Consider the following 14,964-nt stretch of genomic DNA (forward strand, 5'->3'; position numbering starts at 1 on the left):
TAGAGTTAACTTTCATTAAAGAAATCGTAATCCATCCGCTCTCTGGGGGCTTGCAGGTAGAACCCCTGAATATAGTGAATTCCTGATTTCCACAGTTTACTCATTACATTGGTCCCTTCGACCAAAGGGGCAACGATAACCTTGTTCTCATCGGTGAGAGGTTCTATCAGTTTATCGAATGCCTCGTGTTTATCCGGGTCTTCAAGCTCCTGAACAAAGGAGCCATCCAGTTTGACGTATTCTGCCGGAACATGCCTTAAAACGTTGTCTGAATCAATGGAGCTGCCGTAATGCTTGATACAAGTACTGGCATTAAGCTGTTTGAGACTCTGAGAAAAAATGTTGGCGTGTTTGATATGGCTGGAAGCATCTGCTTCACTGAATTGGAAAATTAGGCTGCTGCCTGATAACTGATGTTCCTGAAGCTGTTCACGCAGCCACTGCAGTAGCCCCTGATCTTCTAATGAACGACCTGTTATGTTGATAAACAGGCGATTGTTTTTACCTCTTTTCTGCTCAATAGCAAGCTGCCGTATGCTCTCGGAAATAACCCACCGGTCTAAATCTGCGCTTACTTCGGCATGGTCTAGCATGGTTAAGAACATGTTGGGTGAGACTTCATTAGCATTGGTATCGATCAAACGAAGGAGAACTTCATAAATATTTGCTTGTTCTCCTCTCAGGCTGACTACGGGTTGAAAGAGCAATTTCAGTTGGTCTTTTTCAATTGCCTTTCTTAATTTCTTAACTGAGACCATTTCTTTTCCGACTTCTGTCTGTTTGCCGGTATCAGGGCTGATTGTACTTTCCTGCTGGCTGCTTAAGTCTTTTGTCGGGCTTTGTTCGCTGAGAACGACTGTTTCACTCCCTTCTGGAGGGCGTTTCAAGATTACTTGTGTGCAAGGCGTTCGTTCAAATCGTGAGCTACCGAAATATAACATTCCAGTAAATACGCTGCCGTCCTTTCGGACTATGTTCAAACCAGTGTCTTGATCAATGCTGGTGTCCTGCCGGTAGTTTTTAACAAAGTCCGCGAAGAGCCTTTGGGATTCATGTTCAGCAAGATCAACGATAGAATGACCTAGTATTTCGGTGCCGCTGGTGTGGCCAATAAACTCGAGAAATGCTGGGTTTAGGAAGATGAATTGACTCTCCCTGTTTAAATAGGCTATTGCCTCTTTAGAGGACTGTAGTAGCTCCCGGCAGCGTTTCTCTGCTTCAGACAGATGAAATTCCGCCTGTCTTCGTCGACGTCGGTTTTCTCGATGAAACAGCTCCCGGCGGATTACCATTACCAGCAGCTCCTTTTCGGCAATGGGTACAACTGCGCTGGCTTTTTGTTTTAAACCTTTGATGACGTGTTCGGGGGAGGCGTCTGGGGCAAGGACGATAACCGGCATGTCCTTATTGTTGTTTTTCAGCTGTTCAGCTACTTTTGAAAAGGTTACATCGCAGTCCTGCCGATAGATGACTACATCACCGGAATGCTGATTGAATACTTGCTCCAGGTTCTCCTCGTTGTCAGCCTGCTCGGCTCTTGGGGCCAGGCGTGCAGTTCTAAGCAGCGACATAAGCGGTTCAGAATCCTTGGAGGAAACACCGATAAAAATAATATTAAGGCTCTGCCGCTGTTTTTGCATAGGCTCCTGACGTCCAAATACCTTTCATAACTAGCTTAATATGCTCTATAAGACTACTTTATAGGCGATTTATCACGATGCCTCAAGGACTTGGAGGGCTTAACGGAGCAGTAAGCTAAACATTGTATGCTGTTATATCCATTTTGTAGTATAAGGCGAAGGATATTGGGTGCGATGGAATAATGATAAGATTCCGGCTGATCTTTCGACTTTGGCTGGCAGTTCAATTAAGTAAGATGGCTGGGGTGGCAGGATTCGAACCTGCGCGTGACGGGATCAAAACCCGCTGCCTTACCGCTTGGCTACACCCCAACAGGATGGTGGCTGTAATTAGACTGAAACTAATGACCACCTTATTCACTAAGAGCAGAGCTTAGCTCTAAACGAATAAAAATTAGATGGCTGGGGTGGCAGGATTCGAACCTGCGCGTGACGGGATCAAAACCCGCTGCCTTACCGCTTGGCTACACCCCAACAGGGAATGGTGGCTATGACTAGATTCGAACTAGTGACCCCATCATTATGAGTGATGTGCTCTAACCAACTGAGCTACATAGCCGCCGTATTGAGGCGCGAATTATTCTCTTTTTTAGAGAATCTGTCAACACCTCAGATCGTATTTTTATACGTTAAATCTAAAGTGGATAACATCGCCGTCCTTAACGCGATACTCCTTCCCTTCCAAGCGCCATTTTCCTGCTTCTTTTGCGCCTTGCTCGCCGTTGAACGCTATAAAATCGTCATAGGAGGTGACTTCAGCACGGATGAATCCTTTTTCGAAGTCTGTATGAATGACCCCTGCTGCCTGTGGCGCTGTCGCGTTCTGCTTTACGGTCCAGGCTCTGACCTCTTTAACACCGGCGGTAAAGTACGTCTGTAGGCCGAGAAGGCGGTAACCCGCTCGTATCACTCGGTCTAGCCCTGGCTCTTCCATACCAAGATCTGCTAAGAATTCGGTTCGTTCTTCATCATCCAGTTCTGCAATTTCTGCTTCCAGCTTATTACATATTGCCACTATTTCAGCGCCTTCTTTGGCAGCCAGGGCGGTAACCTTGTCGAGATGCGGATTGTTCTCAAATCCATCTTCATCGACGTTGGCAATGTACATCGTGGGTTTGGAAGTCAATAAATTAAGCTGGCGAATCTGCTTCTGTTCATCATCGGAAAGCTCCAGCGAGCGTGCGGGTAGTCCTTGGTCCAGATGAGGGAGTATTTTTTCTAATAAGGCTTTGGTCTTTATCGCCTCTTTATCCCCGCTTTTAGCGACTCTAACGACTTTTTGCAGCTGTTTTTCTACAGACTCCATGTCTGCAAGAGCGAGTTCTGTATTAATAACTTCAATATCAGCCAGGGGGTCAATGGTATTGGCCACATGGATTACATTGTCATCCTCAAAACAGCGCACTACATGGGCAATCGCTTCGGTTTCACGAATATTTGCCAAGAACTGATTGCCTAAACCTTCCCCTTTCGATGCTCCCGCTACCAGGCCGGCGATATCAACGAATTCCATGGTTGTTGGCAGGATTTTCTGTGGTTTGACAATATCTGCCAGTTTGTCCAGACGAGGATCTGGCATTGCCACAACGCCAGCATTAGGTTCGATGGTGCAAAATGGAAAGTTTTCCGCATCGATACCGGCCTTGGTCAAGGCATTAAACAGTGTCGATTTGCCTACGTTGGGAAGGCCGACAATTCCGCAATTAAAACCCATGGGGGAGTCCTATGCTGTAGATATTAAGCTTTATGGCTATGCAGATCGTTCATCGCTTTCTGCAAGTTTCCATTCAGTAGATCGGGAAGCGAATAAAGCGCATGATCGATGGAGTTCTGTGTAAGTTCGCGTTCGTTCTGAGGTGCTTTTTTCAACACAAAACTGGCTACCTGCTTGGCATTACCGGGATGGCCGATACCGAGCCTTAGGCGAAAGAACATTTTGTTGCCACCAAACTTGGCAATAATGTCCCTGAGGCCGTTGTGACCACCATGGCCACCGCCTTGTTTGAATCGCGCAGTGCCAGGGGGCAGATCCAGTTCGTCATGAGCGACAAGGATGCCCTCGACTGGAATCTTATAATAGCTTGCCAATGCCTGAACGGACTGACCGCTAAGATTCATAAAGGTTGTCGGAATCAGAAAGTGGATCTCTTGGCTGCCTATTCGAGCCTTACCATATAAGCCGTGAAAGCGTTTTTCGGGATGGAGTGAGCAGTGGTGCTGTTGCGCCAATTGCTGTAAAAAATCGGCCCCTGCGTTGTGACGGGTTTGTTCGTATTGCTGGCCTGGATTACCTAAGCCAACGATCAACTTTACCTGTTCAGTCACTAAGAGGCCTCTTTCTGTCAGTTCTTCATACTCGGGGCCGTTGGCAGCCTGCTGCCAACGGCCTCCGTAAGGGTTGTGTGTTTACAACCCTTAATCAGCTTGAGCATGAAAGAATTGACTATTTTTAGCTGCCACGCTTGCCAGTGATGTTGGCAACGGCTTGGTCATGATCTGCACCCAGACGCAGGGCGGCGATTTCAACACCTTCTGGCAGGATGATGTCAGACAAGTGAACGATCTCATCCACTTTGACGTTCTGCATGTCTACTTCCAGGAATGGAGGTAGGTTCTCAGGATTACAGACGATAGCAACCTGGTTCATGGTGTGGGAAACCTTTCCGCCTAGCTTAAGGGCAGAGCTCTTGTCTTCGTTAGTGAAGTGAAGAGGAACCGTGATTTTAATTTGAACACCTTCCTTTACACGTAGGAAATCAGCGTGCAGAACGATGTTTTTGGCAGGGTGACGCTGCAAGTCTTTCAGGATTGCCTTTTCTTCAGTGCCATCAACATTAATAGTCAGGATGCTAGAGAAGAATGCTTCGTTTTCAAGCTGCTTGAACAGGTCCTTGTGGACCAGAGTCAGCGGCTGAGGGTCCTTATCACCACCAAACAGGATGGCAGGAATGTTGCCTTCTTCGCGACGCAGGCGGCGGCTCGCACCTTTCCCCATGTCGGCGCGGGCGACGGCGTTAACTACAAAATTAGACATAATGTCTTCCTTTAAACAAAAGCAGCAAATCCTTGCGACCAGGAATTTGCTGCATTGGTAAAGCCCCTAAGGGCAGATAAATCAGTGCGAAGCAGGAGAGCCGATTGGCTGCTACAAAAACATCGCGCTGATGGACTCTTCGTTGCAGACTCTGCGGATAGATTCTGCCAACAGGTCGGAAAGTGTCAGCTGGCGAACACGTTCGCAGGCTGCTATTTCCGGGCTTAATGGGATGGTGTCGGTAACAACCAGCTCATCAAGACTTGAATTTTCAATGTTGCGCAGGGCATTTCCAGACAGTACCGGATGGGTTGCATAGGCAACCACTTTATATGCACCGTGCTCTTTTAACGCATCTGCTGCTTTACACAGGGTACCCGCTGTGTCGCACATGTCGTCTACCAGGATGCAGGTACGGTCAGAAACATCACCGATGATATGCATGACCTGAGCTTCATTAGCCTTTTCACGACGCTTGTCGATAATTGCCAGGTCGGTGTTAAGTTGCTTGGCAATAGCACGAGCACGGACAACACCACCTACATCTGGAGATACGATGATGGGATTGTCATATTGCTGGTTGCTAATCTCTTCCAGCAGTACCGGTGAGCCATAAACGTTATCTACAGGGATATCAAAGAATCCCTGGATCTGGTCGGCGTGAAGGTCGACGGTTAGAACTCGGTCGATGCCAACAGAGGCCATCATGCCTGCTGCTACTTTGGCACTGATGGGTACTCGTGCCGAACGGGGGCGGCGATCCTGGCGAGCATAACCAAAATAGGGCACAACCGCCGTGATACGAGTGGCTGATGCGCGACGCAAGGCGTCAGCCATCAAGATCAACTCCATCAGGTGGTCATTGGTTGGGGCGGAGGTGGACTGAATAATAAAAACATCCTTACCACGGACATTTTCGTTCAGCTCTATAGCTATTTCCCCGTCGCTGAAACGACCGACGGTGACATTCCCCAGAGAGATGCAGAGCTTCTTGCCGACCTTTTTAGCCAATTCCGGGTTAGCGTTGCCGGTGAAAACCATTAGCTTGGACACGCGAGGTACCTTTAGGTGATGGAGTGACGATGTTTCTGAATAGTTTCTCATCTGTTCTGATGAAAACTATCGACGGGAAATTTGAGCATCATAATTCGTATGCAATCTTGTTCTTTCTATGGCTATCGGCTGTATTTGAACCTACGCACTGGGAGATTAAAACTCGTTGCTTTTCCGCTTACTGACTAGCAAGAAAAAAGTGCCTTCCTTTACACATCAAACTTTTGCCCACTATCAGAATCGACTAGCCATAGATCGAGCCAGAATTTCGACGCGACATTTTCGTTGAAGCCAGACTATAAGTCAAATACTAGTCTTATTATTGTCTTTTTCCGGCTAGATTTGATTATTTAGGCTCCATTCTTTGACGACTAAGGTTACTTTTAGAAACTGTCCCTGGGTCAGAATGATTTTGTGAGGAAGGGGAACCGTTTGGTCCCAGTGATAGCTACGGTATTGAATTTTCCAGCTATTTTGCTCCAGTGTTTTGAGTAAATTTCGTTCATCAAGCGTTTTTATATAGGGTTCTGTCGGGGCAGGGAGCCCTTTAACCCAGTAGTCTAGATTGCTGAGTGGAAGAGACCAGCCCAGCTGATCCTGGAGTAACGCTTCAGGAGAAGTGGCGTAATAGGTTTCATCGCCACTGATTTTGAGGACAATGCCTTGCTCATTGCCTCGTATATCTACGGCTCCTTGCCCAAACGGACCTGACATGAATATTCGATAGTCATTGTATTGTTGCTCCCAGCTTAGGTTAGCGGATGTCACCTGCTGGTCCTGGCGTATACCTATCTTTCCTTTAATGGCCCATTCTGTTTGTTGTTCCAGCCATTGAGTGTTTTCCTGCCAGGAACGGACAGGTGCCTGGGTTTCGGGCACAGGGGGAAGGGATGTACAGCCGCTAATAACCGAGATTAGCAGAATGCCGAGTAGCAGATGACGCATGTGGGAGCTTCCAGAATTTACCTAGACTGTTATATCGCATGTTATATCGAAGGCTTAATGAGAAATAGTGCTAATCAGACATTACTGAGTTTCCCCAGTTTGGTTTCGGTTAGTGAGCCTTAATGCGATTAGAATAGTGGTGTGCCAATGGGATGAGCCGGCATAACAAAAGTAACCTTAATTTTATGGTTATGTTTTTTGTGACTGTATGTCTGTTTGAAACTATATGTCTTTTTGGATTGTGCTGATGGCATCCTTGATTAGCTGGCTATCTGGATCAAGCTCAAGGGCTTGCTCCCAGATTAAACGGGCCTTTTCTACATCGCCTACCGCCCAGTAAACTGTTCCCAGGTGTGCGGCAATTTCAGCATCTGGAAAGCCTTTGTAGGCTCGCTCCAGAAATTGAATAGCCAAGGAGAGATTGCCAAGATGGTAGTGAGCCCAGCCCATGCTATCGAGGATCGCAGGATCATCTGGCTTCAGTGCCAACGCTTTTTCAATTAATTCCAGTGCTTCAGTATGGCGGTCCGTATTATCCGTCAGGCTGTAGCCCAAGGCATTAAGCACTGTTGCATTATCTGGTTCGAGCCTGAGTACATAGCGAAGGTCGCTTTCGAGTAACTCCATATTGCCCTGTTTCTCACCAAGCATCGCGCGACTGTAGCGCAGACGGGTGTTATCCGGATGGTCGGTAATCGCTTGATCCAGCAGTAACATGGCCTGAATATCGAATGAGCGCTCGGTCAGCCAGGCCGCTTCAAGCGCATAAAGTGCGGGGCTGGCGTCGGTAAATCTATTACGCCCTTGAGAGAATATACTGGCAAGACGCTTTTGGTCTTCACTTTTACCTAACATTCGACTGACTTCGGTAAAGCTTGCCAGCAGGTAGGGTGCATCTTTGACTTGCAGGTAATGCTCCATCGCTGCTTCTTGCTGATCTCGCAGTTGAGCGATCCGGCCGTGGTAATAGCTCAGAGCACTATTGTTGCCAATGGTGTCAGACAACCTGCGAAAATAGACTTCACTTGAATCCAGGCGGCTATGCTCTAAGGTTAGAACGCCTAAATAGAACTGTAAGTTATAGTCGTTAGGGTATTTATCGGTCAGTAGCTGTCCTTGCTGATCTGCTAGTGGATATTGCTTTTTCTCTAATAGTAATCGGGTGTACAGTGTTCGCATCTGTTTGTGATCCCGTTGCTCCAGCTCTTCTCTTAGATGACCCAGCGCGGTATCCAGATGGCCGGTGCGGCTTTGAAGGTCTGCTTCCAGTAATACAGCACGATCAAAATCCGGTGCTGAGTCGAGTGCTTTCTTGGTCAGCTGCAATGCCAAATCCAGTTGCTGCTGATAAACAACAAGAGAGGCTTTTGCATATAACAGATGAGCTTCATCTGGCTGGGATTCTAATAAGCGATCTAATAGCTCCAGATAGCTTTGGCGTTCTTTTTCAGACATTTTTTGAGCGCGGCTGGCCAATGCATCGACCACCTCAATACTGTTTTGGGCTAATGCCTTTTCGAGAAGAGGCAGCGCATAGTCGGCTTCGCCACGACGGATAAGCTCTCGAGTGGCGATGCGAAGAGGCAGAGGGTTTGTGGGCTCGACTTCAGTCCAGAGCAAGGAGGCTTTTAGCAATGAATTTGCGTCACGCAACTGTCCAGCCAGTTGGACTGCTCGCCGAACAATACCAGGGTCACGAGTTCTTTTAGCTTCTTGCAGGTAGTTGTGCAGAGTTACGCGGGGAAGACCTCTGTGAGCTGCCATTTCTGCTACAAGCAGAGCGTACAATGTTGATGGTCTGAAACTGGCTTTCTCGATAGGGGCTGCAGCGTTTTGTGGTGTTTCAGAAGTCGCATTTCCGACTGTGTCCGCAGATTCCAGGGATTGTTGACTGGCGCAGCCACTGATAAAAGTGATCAGAAGCACCAAAATTGTGGGAGCTATGCGAAATTTTGTCATAAAAAGCAGCACATGGAATCCTATAGATAGAGTATAGAACAACTATAAGCATGAATTGCGAAGAAGTCAGGAGCAATCAGATATCAATTAGAAAATGTCCTGCATCAAGGCAAAAGAGCTATCGGTTAATAAAAATAGACAGCTGTTTTCAATAATTGCTCAATTAATCGAAATAATTTGTCAAGTAACTGTTCTTTATAGACTATCAGCCGCTATTGATGGTGTCGCTGGTTAGTGCATATATCGTAAAAACAGCTAACGCCTTTGGTACGACACAATATTTTACCCGCTGGTTCTAAGTACTTTGTGAAAAATTCGGGTTAAATGTATCATTACGCGCTGGCCTGTTCTGGAGACGTAGAAAATCCTATGGCGCTGTTGGCACTGGGAATCAATCACAAGACCGCATCGGTAGCTGTACGCGAAAAAGTTGCATTTGCGCCAGAGCAGGTTGAGGATGCTTTAATGCAGGCCTGCCAGCTCTCTGGTGTTCATGAGGTCGCAATACTGTCTACCTGTAATCGCACTGAGCTATACTGTTCTAGCGCCAGCAACGGTGGCGAGACCTTATTGCAGTGGATGAGTGAATATCACCAGTTACCGCTGGAGGATCTGCAGTCCTGTAGTTATCAGCACCTGGATGCTGATGCCGCTCGTCATATGATGAGAGTCGCCTGCGGGTTGGACTCTCTGGTGTTAGGGGAGCCACAGATACTGGGGCAGCTGAAATCCTCCTATGCTGTTGCCCAATCGGCAAAGTCCATTCGTTCCGATCTGGGTCGATTGTTCCAGCAGGCTTTTTCAGTCGCTAAGCAAGTGCGGACTCAGACTGCAATCGGTGAGAATCCAGTATCAGTGGCTTACGCTGCGGTCAGTTTGGCTCAGCATATCTTTGCGGACGTCAGTCAGAGCAGTGCATTGCTGATTGGAGCCGGTGAGACAATCGACTTAGTCGCCCGTCATTTGGTACAAAATGGTGTTAAAAAAATTACGGTTGCTAATCGGACGCTGGAGCGGGCTCAGGCCCTGGCCAGTCAGTTTGGCGCTGAAGCGGTGTTGTTGTCGGATATTCCAGAGGTACTAGCCAGTGCAGATATTGTTATTTCATCCACTGCCAGCCAATTACCTATACTTGGTAAAGGTGCTGTTGAACGAGCATTAAAACAGCGCAAACACCGACCTATGTTCATGGTTGATATTGCCGTACCCCGGGATATTGAAGCAGAAGTCGAAGAGCTTTCTGATGTATATCTGTATACGGTAGATGACCTGCGGGAAGTGATAGAAGAGAACGTAAAGTCGCGCCAGGATGCAGCAGAGGAAGCTGAATATCTGATCAATCATGGTACCAGCGAGTTTATGCAGCAAATGCGTTCGCTGGATGCAGTAGGCACTTTGCGCACATTGCGGCAAAAAGCGGAAAAAACTCGCGATCAAGAGCTTGAAAAAGCATTCAAAATGCTCAATAAAGGAAAGTCTGTTGAAGACGTTTTACAACAATTGGCACGTGGATTGACCAATAAACTGATCCACTCACCCAGCGTACAGATGAAGAAAGCTTCGGCCATGGGCCGGGGCGATTTATTGCAGCTGACTCAGGAGCTATTTGAATTGGCTCCCAACGATACAGAAGATGATTCCTGATGAAACCCTCTATACTTGCCAAACTGGATACCCTCAAAGACCGTTACGAGGAACTGGCGGCCTTGCTTGGTGATGCTGAAGTAATCAGTGATCAGGATCGCTTTCGTAATTATTCGAAAGAATACGCAGAACTTGAACCTGTGGTTCAGCACTTTGGCCGCTATCTCGAAATTATGGATGATATTGCTGAAGCCAACGACATGCTTCAGGATGGCGACGCCGATATGCGGGAGATGGCTGAAGAAGAACTGAAGACCGCAGAAGGAAGCCGTGAAGAAATGGAGCTGGAGCTGCAAAAGCTACTCCTCCCTAAAGATCCTAACGATACTCATAATACCTTCCTGGAAATCCGTGCCGGTACCGGCGGTGATGAAGCGGCCATTTTTGCCGGTGACCTGTTTCGCATGTATTCCAAGTATGCTGAGAAACAGGGATGGCGTATTGAATTGATTAGTGAAAACTCGGGCGAACACGGTGGTTACAAGGAGGTCATTACCCGGGTTGTGGGGCAGGATGTCTATTCGCGCCTTAAGTTTGAGTCGGGTGCTCATCGGGTGCAGCGAGTGCCGGAAACTGAGTCACAAGGTCGAATTCATACATCTGCCTGTACCGTTGCGGTCATGCCGGAAGTCGAAACCACTGAAGAAATAGATATTAAAAAGGCTGACTTGAGGGTCGATACGTTTCGGGCTTCCGGTGCCGGAGGTCAGCACGTCAACAAAACGGATTCAGCTATCCGCCTGACGCATATTCCGACGGGTATTGTCGTGGAATGTCAGGAAGAGCGTTCTCAGCATAAGAATCGGGCCAAGGCAATGTCGCTACTGGCTTCACGTATCCTTGCCGGAGTTCAGGAGAAACAGGCCGCTGAGCAGGCAGACGCGCGGAAGAGCCTGGTCGGTAGTGGTGATCGCTCAGAGAGAATTCGTACCTATAACTATCCTCAGGGTCGTGTGACTGACCATCGTATAAATCTTACCCTTTACAAGCTTGCGGAAGTCATGGAAGGGGATGTAAACGTGATAATAGAACCGCTGATACAAGAGCATCAGGCTGAACTCCTGGCCACTATGAGCGATTGATCAGCCCGAAATGGCCTCCGACAATGATTCGATGATCAATATCACACAGGCTCTGGCCGAAGCCGAGTCTTTGCAGCAGATATCTGACAGTCCTCAGTTGGATGTTCAGTTGCTGCTCGAACAGGTGTTAGAAAAACCTGGTAGCTATCTGTATACCTGGCCAGAGCGTAAACTTACCGAGCAGCAACAAGCTGCTTTCATGGATATGCTCAGGCGTCGTCAGGCGGGCGAACCGGTGGCTCATATACTGGGTTATCGAGATTTCTGGACACTTTCATTAGCCGTCAATGCAACTACCTTGATTCCCCGACCTGATACTGAACGTCTGGTTGAGCTGGCTCTAGAGCGAGTTGCTGATGGGCCCTATCATGTTGCTGACCTGGGGACAGGTACGGGTGCCATCGCTTTATCACTTGCCTCTGAGCGGCCAAGGTGGATGCTCTATGCTACTGACCGCCTCGAAGATGCTGTGCGACTGGCCGAGCAAAACCGGCAGCGATTAAACATCCCGAACGTCAGGTTACAGGTAGGCAGTTGGTGTGAGCCGCTGCAGACTCTGAGTGCTGAACCACTGGATATGATCGTCAGTAACCCGCCCTATATTGACCCAGCGGACCCCCACCTTAAACAGGGAGATGTGCGCTTTGAACCACATTCTGCTCTGGTTGCTGATCATTCCGGTATGGCTGATATTGAGCTGATTGCTCTACAGGCTGTTGACTACCTGAAAAAAGGTGGCTGGTTATTGCTTGAACATGGTTATGATCAGGGTGAGCGGGTCAGGGATACTCTGATTGAACATAGCTATCTGGAAGTGGAAACCTTTGTTGATCTTGGAGGGCAGGACCGTGTTACTCAGGGGCGCAGGCCCTTTTAATCTTCGTCCTCAAAAGACTTTTCTTAATAATAGTTATTTGATTAACCTTTACTATGGTTAGTCAGTGGTTAGAACTGATATTCAACAGTGTTAACCGGCGGAGTAACAAGTCTGGACCGGGTTGGTGATAAGTTGCGATCAGAAAGCACAGAAGGAGACGGGAAATGAAAGATGAGCAGTTACTTCGATACAGCCGTCAGATTATGTTGCCGGATGTCGATATTGATGGCCAGGAAAAACTGCTGTCATCCCGTGTTTTGATCTTGGGGTTGGGTGGATTGGGCTCGCCTGTCTCTGTCTATTTGGCGGCGGCTGGGGTCGGGCATTTGGTGCTGGCAGATTTTGACAGCGTTGATCTCTCTAATTTACAACGCCAGATTGTCCACCGTACGGCGGACATTAACCGTCCCAAGGTTCTCTCAGCTAAAGATAACTTGCTGGCAATTAATCCGCAGATTGAAGTGACCACCATCAACGAAGTACTGGAGAAAGATGCGCTGGAAGAACAAGTCAGGCTGGCAGACGCAGTCGTTGATTGCACTGATAATTTTTCAATTCGATTTGCACTGAACGCCGCCTGTGTCCGGCAAAAAACGCCATTGATCTCCGGGGCTGCCATTCGTCTGGAAGGTCAGGTAGCTGTCTATGATAGCCGTAACCCTGAAAGCCCTTGCTATCGCTGTCTCTATCAAGAAGGTGATGATGCTCAGTTGACCTGTTCAGAAAGCGGTGTGATTGCGCCCTTAGTCGGAATGATTGGAACTACTCAGGCTATGGAAACTCTGAAAATACTGATAGGTTTTGGCAAACCACTGGTGGGCCGTTTATTATTGTTGGATGCTAAGAATCTGGAGTGGCGTAGTCTTAAACTCAGGCGGGATCCGCAATGCCCCGAATGTGGTCATCATTAGCTATAAAAATGCTGATGCCTCGCGGGTAGGAGAATGGAATGCATTTGCAATACGATGATGAGTACCTTAAGCAAATATTAACCCAGACCCAGGTCATAGCGCTGGTTGGTGCTAGTCCTAAACCTCATCGGGACAGCCATCGAGTAATGGCTTATCTTCAAGCTCGTGGCTATAAGGTTATTCCTGTTAATCCCAGAATCGGTGGTGAGGTCTTGCTGGGTGAGCATGTCTACAGCAAACTCGAAGATATTCCCGGGCATGTGGATATGGTGGATATCTTTCGAAACTCTCAAGCGGCGGGCGAGGTCTGTGAGGAGGCTATTCGGATCGGCGCAAAGTCGATCTGGATGCAGTTGGGTGTGATAAACGGAGCAGCTGCTCGACGTGCATCTGAATATGGCTTACAGGTTGTTATGGATCGCTGCCCGAAAATTGAGATACCTCGACTTGGGTTGGACTGAAAATCAGACTCCTTAATTGACCACGCATGATGTCGATCATTAATTATAAGAGGACAAGGCAATGCCTTTGTTGGATAGTTTTACAGTAGATCACACTAGAATGAATGCTCCAGCGGTCAGAGTGGCTAAGACGATGACCACTCCAGGAGGAGATACCATTACAGTTTTTGACCTGCGCTTCTGTCGACCTAATGACAGTATCCTTAGTGAGAAGGGTATTCATACGCTTGAGCATCTGTTTGCAGGGTTTATCAGGGATCATTTGAATGGTGACGGAGTCGAGATTATTGATGTATCACCAATGGGGTGTCGCACGGGTTTCTACATGAGCCTTATTGGTACGCCAGATGAAAAACGTGTTGCAGATGCCTGGCTGGCGGCGATGGAGGATGTTCTGGGGGTGAAGGACCAGAAAGATATTCCTGAATTAAATCTCTACCAGTGCGGTACCTATAAAATGCATTCCCTGGAGGAGGCTCAGGAGATTGCCACTAACATCAAGAATCAGGGCGTGGGAGTTAATAGCAATCAGGAATTGAATCTGGATCCAAAATTCTTGCAAGAACATTCATAAACACAGACCGGTCCCGTTGCGGCTTAATTTACGGCGAGTGATAACGGCTGCGGACCTTAAAAGCAGCTTCTGAAAAGCTGCTTTTATGTATCTGATTGCACTGAAAAGTGATTTTTAATCAGCGGTTTTTGAAGGCATCTTCAATCTTCTGATCAGTCTTATACTGGCTTAATGCGTAGACAGACCAGATTGCAGCGGGTATCCAGCCGATCAGGGTGATTTGCAAAATCAGGCAGATGATGCCCGCAAAAGGTCGACCAATAGTAAAAAATTGCAGCCAGGGGAAAAGCAAGGCTAAAAGCAAACGCATAGGATAACTCCCGATAACACAGTTGAATGATAACAACGTAATTATTCAATAATAATGAGGTTTGTCCGGTTAAACCAGTTTGTGTGCTGCATGACCCTATCGGCGCATCTGATTGTGATCTGGTTGGAGATTTTAAAAAAGGCCGCTGTAGGTTCAGTTGGTCACTGCAACAGATATCCTAGAATGGTTATTTCGCTCCTTGATGTGGCCTGATCTGGACACCGATGGAAAGGATTGATGAATTTTACATTCGAAAATCAGGATGATTGACAGCTGAGAAAAGGATATTCAAGTATGGGAACCACGACAACGCCACTTCAAAAGAAATTCATTGAGGCTGGCACCGAAGGGCTCTATCTCCACCAGCTCCTGAAGTCATTCTACCTGACCCAGCTCTTAGCGTTTTGGTATTCACTGGATTCGGACAGATTCCAGAGGCGGCAGCTAATGTTTTGTGGCAAACCACATTGGAGG

At 47.7% G+C, this 14,964-nt stretch carries 14 protein-coding genes and 3 tRNA genes; 6 read left to right on the plus strand and 11 right to left on the minus strand.

All coding sequences use genetic code 11. The annotated features are described in order from the left end of the window. Positions 1 to 5 precede the first annotated feature (5 nt). The 10 genes from BGP75_RS03615 to BGP75_RS03660 all read right to left on the minus strand — a co-directional run bounded on the left by BGP75_RS03615 (position 6) and on the right by BGP75_RS03660 (position 8,631). Positions 6 to 1,640: an EAL domain-containing protein gene (locus BGP75_RS03615; protein ID WP_076715230.1), complete on the minus strand. Its 1,635-nt coding sequence runs from the start codon at positions 1,638 to 1,640 to the stop codon at positions 6 to 8. 237 nt (positions 1,641 to 1,877) lie between these two features. Beyond that, positions 1,878 to 1,952 (minus strand) — tRNA-Gln (locus BGP75_RS03620). 87 nt (positions 1,953 to 2,039) lie between these two features. Next, positions 2,040 to 2,114: transfer RNA gene (locus BGP75_RS03625), tRNA-Gln, on the minus strand. Positions 2,115 to 2,122: 8 nt separating this feature from the next. Continuing rightward, positions 2,123 to 2,199: transfer RNA gene (locus BGP75_RS03630), tRNA-Met, on the minus strand. 63 nt (positions 2,200 to 2,262) lie between these two features. Next, the gene (gene ychF, locus BGP75_RS03635; RefSeq protein WP_076715233.1) at positions 2,263 to 3,354 is read right to left on the minus strand and encodes a redox-regulated ATPase YchF; all 1,092 of its coding nucleotides are present in this window, start codon (positions 3,352 to 3,354) and stop codon (positions 2,263 to 2,265) included. A 23-nt stretch (positions 3,355 to 3,377) separates the two neighbouring features. Next, positions 3,378 to 3,965 carry an aminoacyl-tRNA hydrolase gene (pth, locus tag BGP75_RS03640; RefSeq protein ID WP_076715236.1) on the minus strand — a complete coding sequence of 196 codons (588 nt, stop codon included), beginning with the start codon at positions 3,963 to 3,965 and terminating at the stop codon, positions 3,378 to 3,380. A 124-nt stretch (positions 3,966 to 4,089) separates the two neighbouring features. Then, entirely contained in the window at positions 4,090 to 4,674 is a 585-nt protein-coding gene (locus BGP75_RS03645) for a 50S ribosomal protein L25/general stress protein Ctc (protein WP_076715239.1), read from the minus strand. A 111-nt stretch (positions 4,675 to 4,785) separates the two neighbouring features. After that, entirely contained in the window at positions 4,786 to 5,727 is a 942-nt protein-coding gene (locus BGP75_RS03650; protein WP_076715242.1) for a ribose-phosphate pyrophosphokinase, read from the minus strand. Positions 5,728 to 6,063: 336 nt separating this feature from the next. Beyond that, the gene (gene lolB / locus BGP75_RS03655) at positions 6,064 to 6,672 is read right to left on the minus strand and encodes a lipoprotein insertase outer membrane protein LolB (protein ID WP_076715245.1); all 609 of its coding nucleotides are present in this window, start codon (positions 6,670 to 6,672) and stop codon (positions 6,064 to 6,066) included. 222 nt (positions 6,673 to 6,894) lie between these two features. Then, a complete protein-coding gene (locus tag BGP75_RS03660) occupies positions 6,895 to 8,631 on the minus strand; it encodes a tetratricopeptide repeat protein (protein WP_143820970.1) in 1,737 nt (578 codons plus the stop codon). Between the two features lie 369 nt (positions 8,632 to 9,000). Between BGP75_RS03660 and hemA the strand changes: the two genes are divergently transcribed. From hemA to luxS, 6 genes are all read left to right on the plus strand, one after another. Then, entirely contained in the window at positions 9,001 to 10,275 is a 1,275-nt protein-coding gene (gene hemA / locus BGP75_RS03665; RefSeq protein ID WP_076715251.1) for a glutamyl-tRNA reductase, read from the plus strand. Further along, positions 10,275 to 11,357 carry a peptide chain release factor 1 gene (gene prfA, locus BGP75_RS03670; protein WP_076715253.1) on the plus strand — a complete coding sequence of 361 codons (1,083 nt, stop codon included), beginning with the start codon at positions 10,275 to 10,277 and terminating at the stop codon, positions 11,355 to 11,357. The genes hemA and prfA overlap by 1 nt, the downstream gene beginning before the upstream one ends. 10 nt (positions 11,358 to 11,367) lie before the next feature. Next, positions 11,368 to 12,234: a peptide chain release factor N(5)-glutamine methyltransferase gene (gene prmC, locus BGP75_RS03675; RefSeq protein ID WP_083704604.1), complete on the plus strand. Its 867-nt coding sequence runs from the start codon at positions 11,368 to 11,370 to the stop codon at positions 12,232 to 12,234. Between the two features lie 164 nt (positions 12,235 to 12,398). Continuing rightward, positions 12,399 to 13,145 (plus strand): molybdopterin-synthase adenylyltransferase MoeB, encoded by a 747-nt coding sequence (moeB, locus tag BGP75_RS03680; RefSeq protein ID WP_076715256.1) that lies wholly within the window; start codon positions 12,399 to 12,401, stop codon positions 13,143 to 13,145. Positions 13,146 to 13,183: 38 nt separating this feature from the next. Next, positions 13,184 to 13,606, plus strand: a complete 423-nt coding sequence (locus BGP75_RS03685) for a CoA-binding protein (RefSeq protein ID WP_076715259.1) — start codon at positions 13,184 to 13,186, stop codon at positions 13,604 to 13,606. A gap of 61 nt (positions 13,607 to 13,667) precedes the next feature. Continuing rightward, the gene (gene luxS, locus BGP75_RS03690; protein WP_076715262.1) at positions 13,668 to 14,180 is read left to right on the plus strand and encodes an S-ribosylhomocysteine lyase; all 513 of its coding nucleotides are present in this window, start codon (positions 13,668 to 13,670) and stop codon (positions 14,178 to 14,180) included. Positions 14,181 to 14,298: 118 nt separating this feature from the next. Here the strand turns inward: luxS and BGP75_RS03695 are convergent, their stop codons facing one another. Next, complete coding sequence (locus tag BGP75_RS03695; RefSeq protein WP_076715264.1) at positions 14,299 to 14,490, minus strand: YqaE/Pmp3 family membrane protein; 192 nt, start codon at positions 14,488 to 14,490, stop codon at positions 14,299 to 14,301. Between the last annotated feature and the right edge of the window lie 474 nt (positions 14,491 to 14,964).

Origin of the sequence: Motiliproteus sp. MSK22-1, assembly GCF_001968815.1 — a bacterium.
In the GTDB taxonomy this organism is placed as follows: Bacteria; Pseudomonadota; Gammaproteobacteria; order Pseudomonadales; family Balneatricaceae; genus Motiliproteus.

Coding starts and splice junctions, on each gene's coding strand:
- moeB (WP_076715256.1), top strand. CDS start 12,399: ATGAAAGATGAGCAGTTACTTCGATACAGCCGTCAGATTATGTTGCCG.
- luxS (WP_076715262.1), top strand. CDS start 13,668: ATGCCTTTGTTGGATAGTTTTACAGTAGATCACACTAGAATGAATGCT.
- BGP75_RS03685 (WP_076715259.1), top strand. CDS start 13,184: ATGCATTTGCAATACGATGATGAGTACCTTAAGCAAATATTAACCCAG.
- BGP75_RS03615 (WP_076715230.1), bottom strand. CDS start 1,640: ATGCAAAAACAGCGGCAGAGCCTTAATATTATTTTTATCGGTGTTTCC.
- BGP75_RS03645 (WP_076715239.1), bottom strand. CDS start 4,674: ATGTCTAATTTTGTAGTTAACGCCGTCGCCCGCGCCGACATGGGGAAA.
- hemA (WP_076715251.1), top strand. CDS start 9,001: ATGGCGCTGTTGGCACTGGGAATCAATCACAAGACCGCATCGGTAGCT.
- lolB (WP_076715245.1), bottom strand. CDS start 6,672: ATGCGTCATCTGCTACTCGGCATTCTGCTAATCTCGGTTATTAGCGGC.
- ychF (WP_076715233.1), bottom strand. CDS start 3,354: ATGGGTTTTAATTGCGGAATTGTCGGCCTTCCCAACGTAGGCAAATCG.
- BGP75_RS03695 (WP_076715264.1), bottom strand. CDS start 14,490: ATGCGTTTGCTTTTAGCCTTGCTTTTCCCCTGGCTGCAATTTTTTACT.
- BGP75_RS03660 (WP_143820970.1), bottom strand. CDS start 8,631: ATGACAAAATTTCGCATAGCTCCCACAATTTTGGTGCTTCTGATCACT.
- prmC (WP_083704604.1), top strand. CDS start 11,368: ATGGCCTCCGACAATGATTCGATGATCAATATCACACAGGCTCTGGCC.
- prfA (WP_076715253.1), top strand. CDS start 10,275: ATGAAACCCTCTATACTTGCCAAACTGGATACCCTCAAAGACCGTTAC.